13 protein-coding genes are annotated in these 14,886 nt (G+C 63.5%); 3 read left to right on the top strand and 10 right to left on the bottom strand.

Features of this window, described 5'->3' with window-relative positions:
• The first annotated feature begins 165 nt into the window (after nt 1–165).
• Nucleotides 166–1,005, top strand: coding sequence for an SDR family oxidoreductase (locus D5084_RS15280; RefSeq protein WP_354001228.1), 840 nt, complete (start codon nt 166–168; stop codon nt 1,003–1,005).
• Nucleotides 1,006–1,034: 29 nt separating this feature from the next.
• On the opposite strand, the gene D5084_RS15275 is transcribed toward D5084_RS15280, so the two are convergent.
• The 8 genes from D5084_RS15275 to chvE all read right to left on the bottom strand — a co-directional run bounded on the left by D5084_RS15275 (nt 1,035) and on the right by chvE (nt 11,093).
• The gene (locus D5084_RS15275) at nt 1,035–2,060 is read right to left on the bottom strand and encodes an aldose epimerase family protein (RefSeq protein ID WP_128516365.1); all 1,026 of its coding nucleotides are present in this window, start codon (nt 2,058–2,060) and stop codon (nt 1,035–1,037) included.
• A 2-nt stretch (nt 2,061–2,062) separates the two neighbouring features.
• Nucleotides 2,063–3,571: an aldehyde dehydrogenase (NADP(+)) gene (locus tag D5084_RS15270; protein WP_128516364.1), complete on the bottom strand. Its 1,509-nt coding sequence runs from the start codon at nt 3,569–3,571 to the stop codon at nt 2,063–2,065.
• Nucleotides 3,572–3,612: 41 nt separating this feature from the next.
• Entirely contained in the window at nt 3,613–4,536 is a 924-nt protein-coding gene (locus D5084_RS15265; protein WP_128516363.1) for a Gfo/Idh/MocA family protein, read from the bottom strand.
• On the bottom strand, nt 4,536–6,281 hold the full coding sequence (araD, locus tag D5084_RS15260; RefSeq protein ID WP_128516362.1) for an L-arabinonate dehydratase: 1,746 nt from the start codon (nt 6,279–6,281) through the stop codon (nt 4,536–4,538). The genes D5084_RS15265 and araD overlap by 1 nt, the downstream gene beginning before the upstream one ends.
• A gap of 12 nt (nt 6,282–6,293) precedes the next feature.
• Nucleotides 6,294–7,265 carry an AraD1 family protein gene (gene araD1 / locus D5084_RS15255; protein ID WP_274378901.1) on the bottom strand — a complete coding sequence of 324 codons (972 nt, stop codon included), beginning with the start codon at nt 7,263–7,265 and terminating at the stop codon, nt 6,294–6,296.
• An 8-nt stretch (nt 7,266–7,273) separates the two neighbouring features.
• Entirely contained in the window at nt 7,274–8,443 is a 1,170-nt protein-coding gene (gene mmsB / locus D5084_RS15250) for a multiple monosaccharide ABC transporter permease (RefSeq protein WP_128516360.1), read from the bottom strand.
• The gene (gene mmsA, locus D5084_RS15245) at nt 8,444–9,985 is read right to left on the bottom strand and encodes a multiple monosaccharide ABC transporter ATP-binding protein (RefSeq protein WP_128516359.1); all 1,542 of its coding nucleotides are present in this window, start codon (nt 9,983–9,985) and stop codon (nt 8,444–8,446) included.
• 61 nt (nt 9,986–10,046) lie between these two features.
• Entirely contained in the window at nt 10,047–11,093 is a 1,047-nt protein-coding gene (gene chvE / locus D5084_RS15240; protein ID WP_238382674.1) for a multiple monosaccharide ABC transporter substrate-binding protein, read from the bottom strand.
• Between the two features lie 163 nt (nt 11,094–11,256).
• Here chvE and D5084_RS15235 point away from each other — a divergent pair, with 163 nt between their 5' ends.
• Nucleotides 11,257–12,189: a LysR family transcriptional regulator gene (locus D5084_RS15235; RefSeq protein ID WP_162302450.1), complete on the top strand. Its 933-nt coding sequence runs from the start codon at nt 11,257–11,259 to the stop codon at nt 12,187–12,189.
• Between the two features lie 87 nt (nt 12,190–12,276).
• On the opposite strand, the gene D5084_RS15230 is transcribed toward D5084_RS15235, so the two are convergent.
• The gene (locus tag D5084_RS15230) at nt 12,277–12,588 is read right to left on the bottom strand and encodes a MocE family 2Fe-2S type ferredoxin (RefSeq protein ID WP_128516356.1); all 312 of its coding nucleotides are present in this window, start codon (nt 12,586–12,588) and stop codon (nt 12,277–12,279) included.
• A 10-nt stretch (nt 12,589–12,598) separates the two neighbouring features.
• Entirely contained in the window at nt 12,599–13,690 is a 1,092-nt protein-coding gene (locus D5084_RS15225; RefSeq protein ID WP_128516355.1) for a fatty acid desaturase family protein, read from the bottom strand.
• A 163-nt stretch (nt 13,691–13,853) separates the two neighbouring features.
• Here D5084_RS15225 and D5084_RS15220 point away from each other — a divergent pair, with 163 nt between their 5' ends.
• Nucleotides 13,854–14,885 carry a LacI family DNA-binding transcriptional regulator gene (locus D5084_RS15220; RefSeq protein WP_128516354.1) on the top strand — a complete coding sequence of 344 codons (1,032 nt, stop codon included), beginning with the start codon at nt 13,854–13,856 and terminating at the stop codon, nt 14,883–14,885.
• Nucleotide 14,886 lies beyond the last annotated feature (1 nt).

The following is a 14,886-nucleotide window of genomic DNA, read 5'->3' as shown; positions in this document are numbered from 1 at the left end:
GTCAGCAACCAGACCCTACCGGAACATCGCCGGTGACCACCTCAGCCAGAACCTACACCAAGCTCAGGGACAGCATCTTTGCAGAAGACAGACCGTTGTGGAACGGGCCGCGTTCCGGGCAACGATCCATCCGGATCTGACCCGGACCGGGCGGACTGGAGCGCAATGCACCGGCTTGCCAGTCAAGGACATTCAAGATTGAGTGTCCGTGCGGCACGGTGTCTGCTGTGCACGAAACTGCATTTTGGCTTGCCAGACGATCGGCAGGGATACCGATCACATGAACCCAAGGCTGAGGATCGCTCCATGACACAAAAGGTATGTCTGATTACCGGGGGCGGACGCGGAATCGGTGCTGCCGTTGCCCGGGAAATGCACGGACGCGGCTATCTTCTTGCCTTGATGTCTCCGTCCGAAAGCTGTGAACGTCTGGCGGCCGAACTGGGTGGCGTGGCGCATCGCGGTGTCGCGCAAAGTGCCGAGGACCTCAAGGCGGTGGTCGATCTGGCCGTGGCGACCTATGGCAGGATCGATGCGGTGCTGAACCACACCGGCCATCCGCCGAAGGGTGATCTCTTGTCAATCCCGGATGAGGGCTGGGACCTTGCACACGACATGATCCTGACCTCGGTGATCCGGATGTCCCGGCTGGTGACGCCAGTGATGGAACGGCAGAAGGGCGGCTCGATCGTCAACATCACGACCTATGCCAGCCAAGAGCCGTCCCTCTGGTTTCCGGCGTCCTGCACCTACAGGGCCGCGGTTTCCACCTTCACCAAGCTCTATTCGGACCGCTACGGCCCGACCAACATCCGCATGAACTGCCTTGCACCCGGGTTCACCGACAGCCTCGATGTCGCCAAGTATGGCGAACTTGCCGCCTTGAAGCGCATCGGCACCGTCCAGGAACAAGCCAAGGCCGCAGCCTTCCTGCTTTCTGAGGACAGCAGCTACATCACGGGACAGACGCTTCGCGTCGACGGGGGACTCACGCGGTCCGTCTAGGCGGCACCGCCGCATGGCCGAACGCAGGATCAGGCCGCCGGGGTAAAGTCGAACTGCATGACGTGCCGATAGATCTCGCCGGGATCGAGTCGGGCAGATGGGAAATGCGGTGTATTGGGCGAGTTCGGAAAGCGCTGCGTCTCTGCCGCGAAGCCAGCGAAGCGTGGATACCGCGCCCCTGCCTTGCCCGGCGTCTCGTTGAAATGCGCGCCTGTGTACAGCTGCACCCCGGGTTCGGTTGTCGAAAGCCGCATCCTGCGGCCCGAGGCAGGGTCGGTCGCCTGCAGGCAGGGACGAAGGCCCGTCGCGTCTGTCGGGGACGACAGACAGAAGTTATGGTCGAAGCCACCCGGTCCGGGGAAAACCGCGCCGATGGGACGCGCAGTCCGGAAGTCGAAGGGGGTATCGGCGACGCGGCGGACTTCGCCGGTGGGGATCAGCCGGTCATCGACTGGAAGATAGAAGCCCGCATCAATCTGCAACTCCTGCTCCAGCACGTCGCCAGACCCGTGCCCGGCCAGATTGAAATACGCATGGTTCACCAGATTCACCACGGTCGGCGCGTCGGCCTTGGCTTCCATCTCGATGTGCAAGCCGGGGTCCTGCAGCCGATAGGTCACGCGCGCCGTCAGTGCGCCGGGATAGCCCATCTCTCCGTCAGGTGAGGATGTGACCAGGGACAGGTGCGTCTCGGAATGGTCCTCGACCTGCCAGTGCTTGGTATCCAGCCCCGACCGACCGCCGTGCAGGTGTTGCTGGCCCTCGTTTCGGTCAACCGTGATGATCCGTCCGTCCAGAGGGAACTGCCCTGCGGCTATTCGATTGGAATAGCGTCCGCAGGTTGCCCCCACATAGATGCCCCGGTCCTTCCAGTCGGCCAGTCTGTCAAAGCCAAGCACAATGTCTGCCAGCACGCCGTTGCGATCCGGCACCCACAACTCGGCCAGCCTTGCGCCATAGGTCAGGATCTCCGCCCGAAGGCCGCGACCGCCGACAAGGGTGATCTGCCGGACATCCTCGCCGTCAAGCTGCCCGATTGTGACGATGCCCGCCATGGTCAGGCCGACCAGGCAGATGGCAGCAATGCATCCGGCATGTTCTGGTAGGCCACGGGCCGCAACCAGCGCCGGATTGACAGCGTCCCCACCGAGGTCGCGCCAAAGTTGGTCGAGGCCGGATAGGGTCCGCCATGAACCTGAGCGTCCACGACTTCGACGCCGGTCGGGAAGCCGTTGGCAAGGATGCGGCCTGCCTTGCGTTCAAGCAGCGGCATCAGCAGACGCGCAAGGTCCATGTCGTCCGGTTCCAGGTGCAGCGTACATGTCAGCTGTCCCTGCAGGCTTCGCGCAATGGCCTGCATCTCGCTTGCATGGCGCACCCGGACGATCAGCCCGAGAGGCCCGAAGACCTCTTCTGCAAGCGAATGGTCGGCCAGCCAATCTGCGCCCGACACCTCGAAAAGATAAGGCGTGGCGTTGCGCATGTCGCAGGTGGAGGTCAGAACAGACCTGACCCCAGTCCCTTTCGCAACTCGGTCCCGACCGGCTCGGAACGCTTCGGCAATGCCGTCGGTCAACATGGTCTGAGGTCCGACCGCGCCGACAGCCTCTTTCGCTGCTTCGACAAAAGCATCGGCGTCGGGGCCGTCGATCACGACCGCGATCCCGGGATTGGTGCAGAATTGTCCGGCGCCAAGGGTCAGCGACCCGGCCCACCCCTTGGCAATCGCCTCACCACGAGCGGCAAGGGCGGCTGGAAGCAGGAACATCGGGTTGACCGAGCCAAGCTCTCCGAAGAACGGGATCGGCTCCGGGCGTGCTGCGCAAAGATTGAACAGGGCGCGCCCTCCGGCAAGCGACCCGGTGAACCCTACCGCCTTGATGAACGGGTTCTGCACCAACGCCTCGCCGACCTCGCGCTTGCCACCTTGTACCAGGCTGAACGTCCCTGCAGGGACTCCGCTCGCCTTTATGGCGGCGTCGATGGCCTGGGCGACAATCTCTCCGGTCCCGGGATGGGCAGAGTGGCCCTTGACGACGACCGGACATCCGGCAGCCAGGGCCGAGGCCGTATCCCCGCCCGCGACCGAGAAGGCCAGCGGAAAATTCGACGCGCCGAACACGGCAACGGGACCAACCGGACGCTGGATCAATTTGATGTCGGGGCGAGGAGCAGGCTGCCGGTCGGGCAGCGCCGGGTCATGCCGCCGATCAAGCCAGCCGTTCGACAGAATATGCGTGGCGAACAGGCGCAACTGGCCAACGGTCCGGCCACGCTCGCCCTCAAGGCGCGCAGCCGGAAGACCGGTTTCTTGCGTCCCGATTTCGGTGATCTCGGCGCCGCGCGCTTCGATCTCGTCGGCAATCCGGTTCAGAAATGCCGAACGGTCCGCATTGGAAAGGGCGGAGTAGTCGGGAAAGGCGGCTTCGGCGGCTTCGCAAGCCGCATCGACGTGCGACGGGGTTCCGGCCGAGAAGGTCCGCGCCGGCCCGTGGGCGGGAGAGGATTGAAAGGTCTGGGCCGACGCGAGCCACTCGCCCGCGATGAGATGTTTTCCGGTCAGCATGTGTGTCTTTCCTAAGCGGACGCAAAACGCGCCGACGGGGATCAGAAATGAAACGCTGCGGTGCTTGCCCGTTCGCCCAGGGTCATCGCATCCGCGACATGGACCATGGGGGAAAGATCGACATCCGATTGCCGGGCAGCAACCAGGTCGGCCATCCGCGTATAAAGCAAGGGATATTCACCCATGATGGTATTCTCGCCAGCCACGGGCTTGCCGTCGATCTCAAGTACATTTCCGCCCATGCGCAGCGCAAGCTCTCCCTTGTCGGTGGTTACGGCGATGTCCCAGGTCTGCGGGCCCTCCTGCCGCCAGTCGAAATCGGCAGTGACATTGCCCGAGAAGGTCAGCTGCGCCGCGATGGGCGTCTGTCGGTTCTCGGGAAACTCCAGCCGGGCCCTCGTCAGATGTACGGGCTTTGGCAGGATTTCGGTCAGGATCGACAACGCGTTGATACCGGGGTCGAATACCCCCATTCCGCCCGGCTCGAACACCCAGTCCTGACCAGGATGCCATTTCCGCACATCCTCGCGCCAGGTGATGTGCGCGCTCTTGATCGTCGCATCCTTCAGCCATGCTCGCGCTGGCGCCACCGCATGCGCCATTCGGCTGTGCCAGGTCGCAAACAGCGTCAGGCCACGGTCGCGCGCCAACGCTTCCAGGGCATGCACCTCGGCCAGAGTGGCCCCAGGCGGCTTTTCCAGCATCACATGGCGCCCGGCCAGAAGTGCCGCCTCGGCATAGTCGAAACGGGGGACCGGAGGCATGCAAAGCGATACGACCGGAACATCAGGCCGCTCGGCCAGGAACGCTGCAAAGTCCGTGAAGGCGGGGATACCCGGCACATTGCCCTTGCGGCTGACGGTGGCCGCAAGCTCCCAATCCGGGCTCGCCGCTATCGCCGGTACATGCTGGTCAAGGGCGATCTTGCCGATGCCGACCAGGGCGACCTTGGTCTTTCCGGCCATCAATGGCTCTCCCGCGCCACGGCATTGCCACGGCAGCCAACAAGAAAGTCCAGGTCAGCGCCCTTGTCTGCACCCTGAACGTGGTCGTGATACAGTTTGGCATAGCCCCCTGACGGAGGCTCCACCGGCGGGGTCCAGGCCGCAAGGCGCGCCTTCAGTTCTTCCTCGGGAATATCCAGATGCAGGCGGCGGTTGGCCACGTCCAGCTCGATCATGTCGCCGTTGCGGACCACCGCCAGAGGCCCCCCGCGAGCCGCTTCGGGCGAGGTGTGCAGGACCACCGTTCCATAGGCCGTGCCCGACATACGCGCATCAGAGATGCGGACCATGTCGGTGATGCCCTTGCGCAGCACCTTGGGTGGCAGACCCATGTTGCCGACCTCGGCCATCCCGGGATAGCCGCGCGGGCCGCAGTTCTTCAGGACCATCACGCAGGTCTCGTCGATATCCAGGCTCTCGTCCTCGATCCTGGCCTTGTAATCGTCGATGTCCTCGAACACGACGGCACGGCCCCGATGCTGCATCAGATGCGGTGTTGCGGCCGAGGGTTTCAGCACGGCCCCATCGGGCGCAAGATTGCCCTTCAGGACCACAATGCCGCCCGACTGGGTCAGGGCCTTCTCGGTCGGCAGGATCACGTCGTCATTGTGACTGCGGACATCCTTCACCTCATCCCAGATCGGCCCGCCAGACACGGTCAGCGCCTCCTTGTTCAGAAGCCCCGCTTCGCCCAGCCGCTTGATTACGGCAGGCAATCCGCCCGCATAGAAGAACTCTTCCATCAGGTATTTGCCCGACGGCATCAGGTTGACGATGGTTGGCACGTCGCGCCCCCATTCGTCCCAGTCGTTCAGCGTCAGCGGCACGCCAAGCCGACCCGCAATGGCAAGAAGATGGATCACGGCGTTGGTCGAGCCACCGATCGCCGCATTGGTGCGGATCGCGTTCTGGAACGCCTCGCGCGTCAGGATGTCCGACGGTTTCAGGTCGTCCTTCACCATCTGAACGATGCGGCGACCCGTCAGATGCGCCATCATCCGGCGACGGCTGTCTACTGCGGGAATGGCCGCGTTGCCCGACAGCGTCATGCCCAGTGCTTCGACCATCGACGCCATGGTCGAGGCTGTCCCCATCGTGTTGCACGATCCCGGCGAACGGCTCATCGACGCCTCGGCCTCGACGAACTCCTCGGCGGTCATCTCACCCGCCTTCACCGCCTCGCTGAATTTCCACAGATGGGTCCCCGATCCGACGCGTTCGCCCCGGTAGTACCCGTTCAGCATCGGCCCGCCCGAGACCATGATCGTCGGCAGGTCCACAGATGCCGCGCCCATCAGCAAAGAGGGCGTTGTCTTGTCACAGCCGACAAGGCAGACAACGCCATCCATCTGCTGCCCACGGATGGTTTCCTCCACCGCCATGGCGGCAAGGTTGCGGAACATCATCGCGGTGGGGCGGAAGCCTGACTCCGACACAGAGAACACCGGAACGATGACCGGGAGGCCGCCCGCCTCGTAGACCCCGTGCTTTACCCGATCGGCAAGGTCGTTCAGATGCGCGTTGCAGGGGTTCAGTTCCGAGAACGTGTTCAGAATGCCGATCACCGGGCGACCGTCGAAGAGGTCGGCGGGGAGCCCCTGGTTCTTCATCCAGCTGCGGTGATAGATCGCGTCCTTCGAGGTTCCGGCGAACCATTCCTGGCTGCGGAGCTTGCGGGGCCAGGTGGCGGGTTTGAATTTTGTCATGGCCAGAACTCCTTAAAGCGGGCGTACTTGTGTGAGGCCCGTGGTCTTGGGCGCAAAGGTGAGGGTATTGCGAAGCGGCTGGCCGAAGTCGGCAACCGCGATTTCGAAGACATCTCCGGCTTCGGTCCTGATCCCGTCCGCGAAGGATAGCGTCGCCGTGCCAAAGAAGTGAACATGCAGATCGCCAGGCTGTCGGAAGATGTCGTACTTGAAGTGGTGGTGTTCGAGGTTGGCAAAGCTGTGCGACATGTTCGCCTCGCCGGACAGGAAGGGCTTCTCCCACAGCGTTCTTCCGCCCCGGATGATGGCGCTGGTGCCCCTGACATCGACGGGAAGATCGCCCACCAGAATCTCCGGCCCGTATGAGGCAACCCGCAGCTTCGAATGCGCCAGCCACAGGTAATTGACCCGTTCGGTGACGTGGTCGGAAAACTCGTTGCCCAGCGCCCAGCCGATGCGGTGCGGGGTGCCGTCCGGTCCGATCAGGTAGATGCCCGCAAGCTCGGGTTCCTCGCCTCCATCCTCGGCAAATCCCGGAGCCTCGAGCGCGGCACCGGGCGCGACCGCGGCGTAGCCATTGCCCTTGTAGAACCACTCCGGCTGCGCGCCGACTTCGCCCGCGGGCGGGCGGCCGCCCTCGATCCCCATGCGGAACATCTTCATGCTGTCGGTCAGCGTTTCCGCTCCGGCCAGTTTCGCGTGCATGGCGTCGCGGGCCGAGGCGCTGCCCAGATGGGTCAGACCCGTCCCGGTCAGATGCAGATGGGCCGGGTCCGGGTGGCTGACCGGAAGCTCGAACTCGGCACGGGTCAGATCGACGGTCTCGCCAAGCTCCCGGCGCGCGACTTCTGCGGCAAGGCCATGACCCGATGCAATCGCTGCAGTCGCAAGCTCATAGACCGACGCGGTATTCCGCAGCACACGCGCCTCGCCCGCCTGCCGGACGACGACGCCCACGCCCTTTACGGTGGATAGATGCATCATCTCCTGCCCTACTTGTTCTTGTTGTAGACGTCGAAGATCACGGCGAGGAGCAGCACCAGACCCTTGATCATCTGCTGGTAGTCGATGCCGACGCCCAGGATCGACATGCCCATGTTCATCACGCCCATGATAAGCGCGCCGATGACGACACCGATGATCTTGCCCGAACCCCCCGCCATCGAGGCTCCGCCGATGAAGACGGCAGCGATGGCGTCAAGCTCGAACCCGGTCCCGGCCTTGGGCGTGGCCGAGTTCAGGCGCGCGGTGACCATCATCCCGGCAAGCGCAGCAAGGACGCCCATGTTGACAAAGCAGAAGAAGACCAGCCGCTCGGTGCCGATCCCGGACAGCTGGGCGGCCTTGTAGTTGCCGCCCACCGCATAGATGCGCCGGCCCTGCACCGTGTTCTCGGTAAAGAAGGCATAGAGGATAATCAGGACAGCCAGCACCACCAGCACGTTCGGCAGGCCGCGAAAGCTTGCAAGCTGCCAGCCGACAAAGGCCATGGCGGCAGCGATGACCAGCGACCGACCCCAGAACAGGCCCGCCGGTTCGGGAGTGATGCCGAATTCCATGTCGCGCCGCCGGGCGCGCAACCCGATCCAGATCACGACGGCAATGGCGACGACGGCGATCACCAGCGTCAGACCATGAGGTTTGCCGATGCCGGTCAGGTCGGGAATGAAGCCCGAGGACATCGCCTGAAACTCCTTCGGGAACGGCCCGATGTTCTGCCCGCCCAAGAGCCACAGCGTCGCCCCCCGGAAGACCAGCATCCCGGCCAGGGTCACGATGAAGCTCGGGATGCGCCAGTAGGCGACCCAATAGCCTTGCGCCGCTCCGATCAGTCCGCCGACGATCAGCGTCAGGGGAATGACCGCATAGACTGGCAGCTTGAGGCTTACGGTCAGATAGGCCGCGACCGCCCCGGTGAAGGCGGCAACCGATCCGACCGACAGGTCGATATGCCCGGCGACGATGATGAGAAGCATCCCCAGCGCCAGGATGATGACATGGCCATTCTGCAGGAAGATGTTGGTGATGTTCGGCGCCTGCAGGAACATCGGTTTGCCCTGATACGAGACCAGCACCGAGAAGAGCGCCACGATGGCGACCAGGGCCAGAAGCATCCCGTTTTCGCGCAGGTGTCCACCCAGAGCACTTTGATTTTCAGCCATTTACGCCACCTTCTCCGTGGTCTTGCCGTTGTCTTTCACGATCAGGGCCATGATCTTCTCCTGACTCGCCTCGTCGCGCGTCAGCTCGCCCACGATCCGCCCCTCGTTCATCACATAGATACGGTCGCACATGCCCAGCAACTCGGGCATTTCGGACGAGATCATCAGAACCCCGCGTCCCTGCTCGGCAAGCTCTTTCATGATCGTGTAGATTTCGAACTTCGCGCCCACGTCGATGCCCCGGGTGGGCTCGTCCAGGATCAGAAGCTCGGGGTCGGTGAACAGCCACTTCGACAGCACCACCTTCTGCTGGTTGCCGCCCGACAGGTTCACCACTTTCTGCTGCACGCTGGGTGTGCGGATGGCAAGCTGCCGGCGATATCCTTCGGCCACCTGCGCCTCGCGTCGCTTGTCCAGGACAGAGTTCTTCGCAATGCCGGAAAGGTTCGCCAGGCTGATGTTCCTCAGGATCGGTTCTTCCAGGATAAGGCCCAGCGCCTTGCGGTCCTCGGTGACGTAGGAAATCCCGGCCTTGATCGCCTTCGTCACGGTCGAGACGTCCACGGGTTTCCCATGCATCTTCACCGTGCCCGCGTGGCCCTTGCCATAGCTGCGCCCGAAGATCGACATGGCAAGCTCCGTGCGGCCGGCGCCCATCAGGCCCGCGATGCCCACGATCTCGCCCTTGCGCACGTTCAGCGACACGTCCTTGATGATCTGGCGCCCGGTCTGTTCCGGGTGCATGCAGGACCAGTTCTCGACCTCGAACAGCAGCTCTCCCACGTTCGGGATGCGCTCGGGGTAGCGGTGGGCCATGTCGCGACCGACCATGTCACGGATGATGCGGTCTTCGGAGATGTCGGCCTTGTTCAAGGTCGAAACCGAAGTGCCGTCGCGGATCACCGTGATCCGGTCGGCCACGCGGCCTATTTCGTTCAGCTTGTGGCTGATGATGATCTGCGTGACGCCCTTGGCCTTCAACTCCAGCATCAGGTCCAGAAGACGGTCGGCGTCGGCTTCCTGCAGGGCGGCGGTAGGCTCATCAAGGATCAGCAGTCGCACGTTCTTGGACAGGGCCTTGGCGATCTCGATCAGCTGCTGTTTGCCGACGCCCAGCTTTCCGACCACGGCACTGGGGGGTTCGTTCAGGCCGACCTGGCGCAGCAATTCGCCGGTCTTCTGCATGGCAAGGGGCCAGGAGATCACGCCGTTCTTGGCGACCTCATTGCCCATGAACAGGTTCTCGGCGATCGACAACAGCGGGATCAGCGCAAGTTCCTGGTGGATGATGATGATGCCCTTCGCCTCGCTGTCGCGGATGCCGCGATTTTGCAGGGGCTGGCCGTCGTAGATGATTTCGCCGTCATAGCTGCCATGCGGGTAGACCCCGGACAGGACCTTCATCAGCGTGGATTTCCCCGCGCCGTTTTCACCGCAGATTGCGTGGATCTCGCCGGCCTCGACAGTCAGGCTGACCCGGTCAAGCGCCTTGACGCCCGGGAAGATCTTGGTGATCTCCCGCATTTCCAGAAGTGTCGACATGGTCCCTCCCCCCAGGGACCTGCCTGCACGGGAGCGGCACAGGCAGGCCCTTCGGATCAGCTTACTTCAGCTGGTCCGCCGTGTAGTAGCCCGATCCGACGAGGACCTCTTCGTAGTTCGTCGCGTTCACCGGAACGGGTTCCAGAAGGTAGGAGGGCACGACCTTGACGCCGTTGTCGTAGGTCGAGGTGTCGTTGATCTCCGGCTCGGCGCCCGAGAGGACCGCGTCCACCATCTTGACGGTGACCTTGGCCAGTTCTCGGGTGTCCTTGAAGATCGAGGAATACTGTTCCCCGGCGATGATCGATTTGATCGAGGGGATTTCGCAATCCTGGCCGGTGACGATCGGCATCTTCAGATCGCCCGAGCCGTAGCCCACGCCTTTCAGCGACGACAGGATTCCGATGGACAGCCCATCGTAGGGCGACAGCACGCCGTGCAACTGCTTGTCGCCATAGTTCGACGACAGAAGGTTGTCCATCCGCGCCTGTGCCACCGCACCGTCCCAACGCAGCGTGCCGACGACGTCCATGCCCATCTGGCCCGACGGGATGGCAATGTCGCCCGCGTCGATCAGCGGTTGCAGGATCGACATCGCGCCGTTGTAGAAGAAGAAGGCATTGTTGTCGTCCGGGCTGCCGCCGAACAGTTCGACGTTCCAAGGCTTCACGTCGCCGAAACGCTCTTTCAGACCGGCAACCAGCGATTCCGCCTGCTGCACGCCCACTTTGAAGTTGTCGAAGGTGGCATAATAGTCGACCGAGCCGGAGTCCCGGATCAGGCGGTCATAGGCAATCACCTTGATGCCCATGGCGGCGGCGTTGTCCAGCGCGTTAGAAAGCGTGGTGCCGTCGATGGCCGCGATCACCAGTGCCTTGACGCCCGAGGTAATCATGTTCTCGATCTGCGCAAGCTGCGTCGGGATGTCGTCCTCGGCATATTGCAGATCGGCGGTGTAGCCAGCCTCGGTGAAGGCTTTCACCATCGATTCACCATCCGAAATCCACCGCGAGGAGGATTTGGTCGGCATGGCGATACCGATAGTGCCCTTGTCCTGGGAGAAGGCCGGCAAGGCCGACAGAGCGGCGGTGGTGCCGGCAAGGGCCATGAGGCCGCGGCGGGTCAAGATCATCTGTTTCCTCCCGATGATATTGGTTTGCATCCGCAATGAGCACGCCGACGCGGCCCTTGCTTACGGACGAAGCGCAGATTGCGCGGTAGACCCATACCTGTCAAATAGGCCTTGGGTGACTATTCATAACGATTTTGCCATGACTCCGACGCCCTCGGCCCTGATGACCCAGCTGCGCCGCCTCAAGCCGGTGCAGTTGCGCCTGCTTGCGCATCTTGGCGAGGTGGGCGCCTTGGGCGAGGCCGCCTCCAGGATCGGCATCGCGCAACCGGCCGCATCCCGACTGCTGGCAGAGATGGAGGACGCCCTCGGCCTCAGCTTGCATGAACGCCAGGGCCGGGGTCTGCGCCTGACGCATGTAGGCGCCGCACTGGCACGGCGAGCCGCACGGATCGAGATGGAACTGTTCGACGCGGCGCAAGAAGTGGCCGAGGCTGCGACGGGACGGGCAGGGGTCGTCCGCGTCGGCGCGGTGACCGGACCCGCGCTTAGTCTTGTCCTGCCCGTGCTGACAGCCATGCAGAAGACCCTGCCCGACTTCCGGGCAGAGGTTACGGTCGCCACCTCCATCACCCTGTGCGACATGCTGCGGGAGGGCCGACTGGACTTTGCCCTTGCCCGGGTGACCGCCGGGGAAAGTCAGCTCAAGGCAGACGTGATGGCCAATGAACCCCTGTCGCTGGTGGTCCGGCGCGGTCATCCCTTGCTTGTCCGGCCCGAGATCACGGTGGCTGATCTGCTCCAGTACGACTGGGTGATGGGCGATGATGAGACGCTCCTGACCCAGACGGTGATGTCGCGCCTGACCGAGATCGGGGTGCCGATCCCGAACCGTCGCATCTCGACCTCGTCCTTCCTGTTCACTCTGGCCCTGTTGAACCAGACCGACGCCATCGCCCCGCTGGCGACGCCGGTGGTTGACAGCCTTTCGGGCAACCCGTCGGTGCCGTTCGTCACCCTGCCGATCGACCTTGGACTGGCCGTCGCCCCGTTCAGTCTGGTGACCCGCGTCGGATCACAGCTCACCCCGGCCGCACAGCGTCTTGTCGACGGGATCCGCACGCATCTGTAGCAGGTCCCGGTGAGCCCGACCTGTTCCGCCCGCCCGGAAAGGCCTTGACCACGGCCAGGCCGCAGTCCGCCCGGTTCTGCGGTCCCATCACGCCAACTCGACGAACACGCGGTCGCCCTCGATCTTCACCGGAAAGGTTCGCAGGTTCACGCAGGCCGGGGTGCGCCTGGCCTCGCCCGTACGATAGTCGAACTGACCGTTGTGCTTCGGGCACTCGATCAGGTGACCCATCACCAGCCCGTCACACAGATGGACGTTCTCGTGGGTGCAAAGGCCGGCGGTCGCGTAGAACTCCCCCTCAGGCGAGCGATAGATGGCAAAGGTCTGGCCCGCGTGATCCCAGCGGATCAGGTCTTCCACATCTATGTCGTCCCTCGAACAGGCATCGATCCAGGGCATGAGCTTGTCCTCATTCGGCGGCGCCAGGCTGTGTGACGCCGGGCACATATTGGTGAAGGTCTTCCCGATAGGGTTTGGCCGTCGGCGGCAGGGCGCGGCGAACGTAGTAGTCCTCGTTCAGCACCTGCCGCCTGATCGCCGGCCACATCTCGCGGAAGGCCTCGGCGATCGACCGGTTCGGGGGCGGCAGGTCGTCCCTGATCGCCTCGTGCAGTCGCGGCAGGGCGTGGTAGGGGACCATCGGGAACATGTGGTGTTCGACGTGGTAGTTCATGTTCCAGTAGATGAAGCGCGAGATCGGGTTCATGTAGACCGTCCGACTGTTCAGCCGGTGGTCGATGACATTGTCCGCCAACCCGCCATGCTGAAGCAGTCCGGTCATGACATGATGCCAGGCGCCATACATGCGTGGCAGGCCGATCACCATCAGTGGCAGGATCGAGCCCATCCAGACCGCAAGCCCAACCGTCGCCCCATAGGTTGCGACGTGGATGATGGCGACGCGTTGCACCTTTCCCCACTCGTTGTGCGGAACATAGGTCCGCTCCTCGGCTGTAGGTCCCGAAACCGCATTCGAAAGGATCCGGGGAAAGAAAGCGATCACATCCATGATCCCGAAGAAGTTCAGGACCAGTTTGGCCACTTCGGGCGGTCGCATCACGGCGATCTCGGGGTCTCGGCCCACGAGATAGGTTTCCGAATGATGACGCGCATGGCTCCACCGCCAGGTAGCCGAGTTGCGCATGATCATGAAGCTTGCGATCTCGTAGACGACGTTGTTCATCCACGGCGTCTTGAACGCAGTGCCGTGTCCGCATTCATGCCAGCGCGAGTCCGACGCCGAACCGTACAGAACACCGTAAGCCAGCCAGAACGGCGCCGACCACCACGAAGGCCAGAGGGTAATTCCGATCCCCGCGAACAGGATCATGCAGCCGCATAGTGTGACGGTGTCGCGGATCGCCGGGCCGTCGCTGCGCGCCATCAGGTCCTTCATCACCTTGCGCGGCACGTCCGAGTGATACCACTCCGCCGCAGTCAGGCCAGACTCCACCGCCCGCTTTCCATCGGCCCCAAGCAGGCTGTAGTCGCGCTTGCCCATCTGGTCCCCCTTTGTGGGCCGCCCCCGGATCACGCGCCCCGAACGGCCCCGCCATGAGTCGTGGATAAGGCCGCACCGGAGGAAACACCAAGAGGCGCGCTTGCAGGTTGCGTCACGATCCATCATCTTCTGGCGTATCCATGATGTGAATTCGTCAGAGCCAATGGCCAAACGACCCACGATCCTTGATGTCGCCCGTGAGGTGGGGGTGTCCAGCGCGACCGTCGACCGCGTGTTGAATGGTCGTGAAAGGGTTCGCGAAGACACCGCGCGTAAGGTGTATGAGGCCGCCCGGCTGATCGGATACCACGCCGCGCCGTTGATCGGGCAGCGCGTCCAGGCCGACCTTCCGCGTCTGCGGCTGGGGCTTGTGCTGCACAAGGAACGACAGGCCTTCTATCAGGCTTTCAAGGCCGAGGCCGAGCGTGCCGTCACACAAGCCACGGGTGTTCGCGCCTCGCTCCAGGTGGCCTTTGCCACCTCGCAATCTCCGCGCGATTTCACCGAGCTGATGGAGGGGCTTTCCAGTCGGGTCGATGTGGTCGCCGCGACCGCCGTCACCCATCCCGAGGTGACCGAGGCCGTGGTCCGACTGAATGCAAAGGGCATCCCCTGCTTCTCTCTGCTGAATGACTTCGGGCAGGGTGTCCGGCAGAATTACCTTGGTCTCAACAACTTGAAGGTCGGTCGGATTGCGGCGCACATGATCGCGACGGCATCCCATCACGCGGGCAAGATCGCGGTTTTCGTTGGAGGCTACCGCTGGCACGGGCACGAGTTGCGCGAAACCGGAGTGCGCAGTTATTTCCGCGAATATGCGCCCCAGTTCCAGATTCTCGACACGCTCATCAACCTGGAAACCCGGCAACTGACCTACGAGGCGACGCTGGATCTTCTGTCCCGCCACCCGGACTTGCGCGGCATCTATTGCGCAGGCGGCGGGATGGAGGGCGCCATCGCCGCCGTGCGCGAGGCTCGGCAACCCGGCGAAGTTGCCCTTGTCGTCAATGAGCTCACACCGGAAAGCCGGGCGGCGCTCATCAGCCGGCATGTGACGATGGTCATCGCGACCCCGCTCCGGCGGCTGTGTGACGACCTGGTCAGGCTCGCGGCCGAGTCGGTCAGCGGAGGGATCATCCCGGTTCAAGGGCAGCACTTCCTGCCGCCTGACCTCTATCTTCCCGAAAGCGTCTGAC

Origin of the sequence: Tabrizicola thermarum (genome assembly GCF_003574395.1) — a bacterium.
GTDB classification, from domain to species: domain Bacteria; phylum Pseudomonadota; class Alphaproteobacteria; order Rhodobacterales; family Rhodobacteraceae; genus Tabrizicola; species Tabrizicola thermarum.
The sequence above is the reverse complement of the archived record's forward strand: the minus strand, read 5'-3'. Positions and strand labels throughout refer to the sequence as shown.

Excerpts from the sequence above, each read along its gene's own strand:
- D5084_RS15280 (WP_354001228.1), top strand. The coding sequence starts at position 166 with ATGCACCGGCTTGCCAGTCAAGGACATTCAAGATTGAGTGTCCGTGCG.
- D5084_RS15275 (WP_128516365.1), bottom strand. The coding sequence starts at position 2,060 with ATGGCGGGCATCGTCACAATCGGGCAGCTTGACGGCGAGGATGTCCGG.
- D5084_RS15270 (WP_128516364.1), bottom strand. The coding sequence starts at position 3,571 with ATGCTGACCGGAAAACATCTCATCGCGGGCGAGTGGCTCGCGTCGGCC.
- D5084_RS15265 (WP_128516363.1), bottom strand. The coding sequence starts at position 4,536 with ATGGCCGGAAAGACCAAGGTCGCCCTGGTCGGCATCGGCAAGATCGCC.
- araD (WP_128516362.1), bottom strand. The coding sequence starts at position 6,281 with ATGACAAAATTCAAACCCGCCACCTGGCCCCGCAAGCTCCGCAGCCAG.
- araD1 (WP_274378901.1), bottom strand. The coding sequence starts at position 7,265 with ATGATGCATCTATCCACCGTAAAGGGCGTGGGCGTCGTCGTCCGGCAG.
- mmsB (WP_128516360.1), bottom strand. The coding sequence starts at position 8,443 with ATGGCTGAAAATCAAAGTGCTCTGGGTGGACACCTGCGCGAAAACGGG.
- mmsA (WP_128516359.1), bottom strand. The coding sequence starts at position 9,985 with ATGTCGACACTTCTGGAAATGCGGGAGATCACCAAGATCTTCCCGGGC.
- chvE (WP_238382674.1), bottom strand. The coding sequence starts at position 11,093 with ATGGCCCTTGCCGGCACCACCGCCGCTCTGTCGGCCTTGCCGGCCTTC.
- D5084_RS15235 (WP_162302450.1), top strand. The coding sequence starts at position 11,257 with ATGACTCCGACGCCCTCGGCCCTGATGACCCAGCTGCGCCGCCTCAAG.
- D5084_RS15230 (WP_128516356.1), bottom strand. The coding sequence starts at position 12,588 with ATGCCCTGGATCGATGCCTGTTCGAGGGACGACATAGATGTGGAAGAC.
- D5084_RS15225 (WP_128516355.1), bottom strand. The coding sequence starts at position 13,690 with ATGGGCAAGCGCGACTACAGCCTGCTTGGGGCCGATGGAAAGCGGGCG.
- D5084_RS15220 (WP_128516354.1), top strand. The coding sequence starts at position 13,854 with ATGGCCAAACGACCCACGATCCTTGATGTCGCCCGTGAGGTGGGGGTG.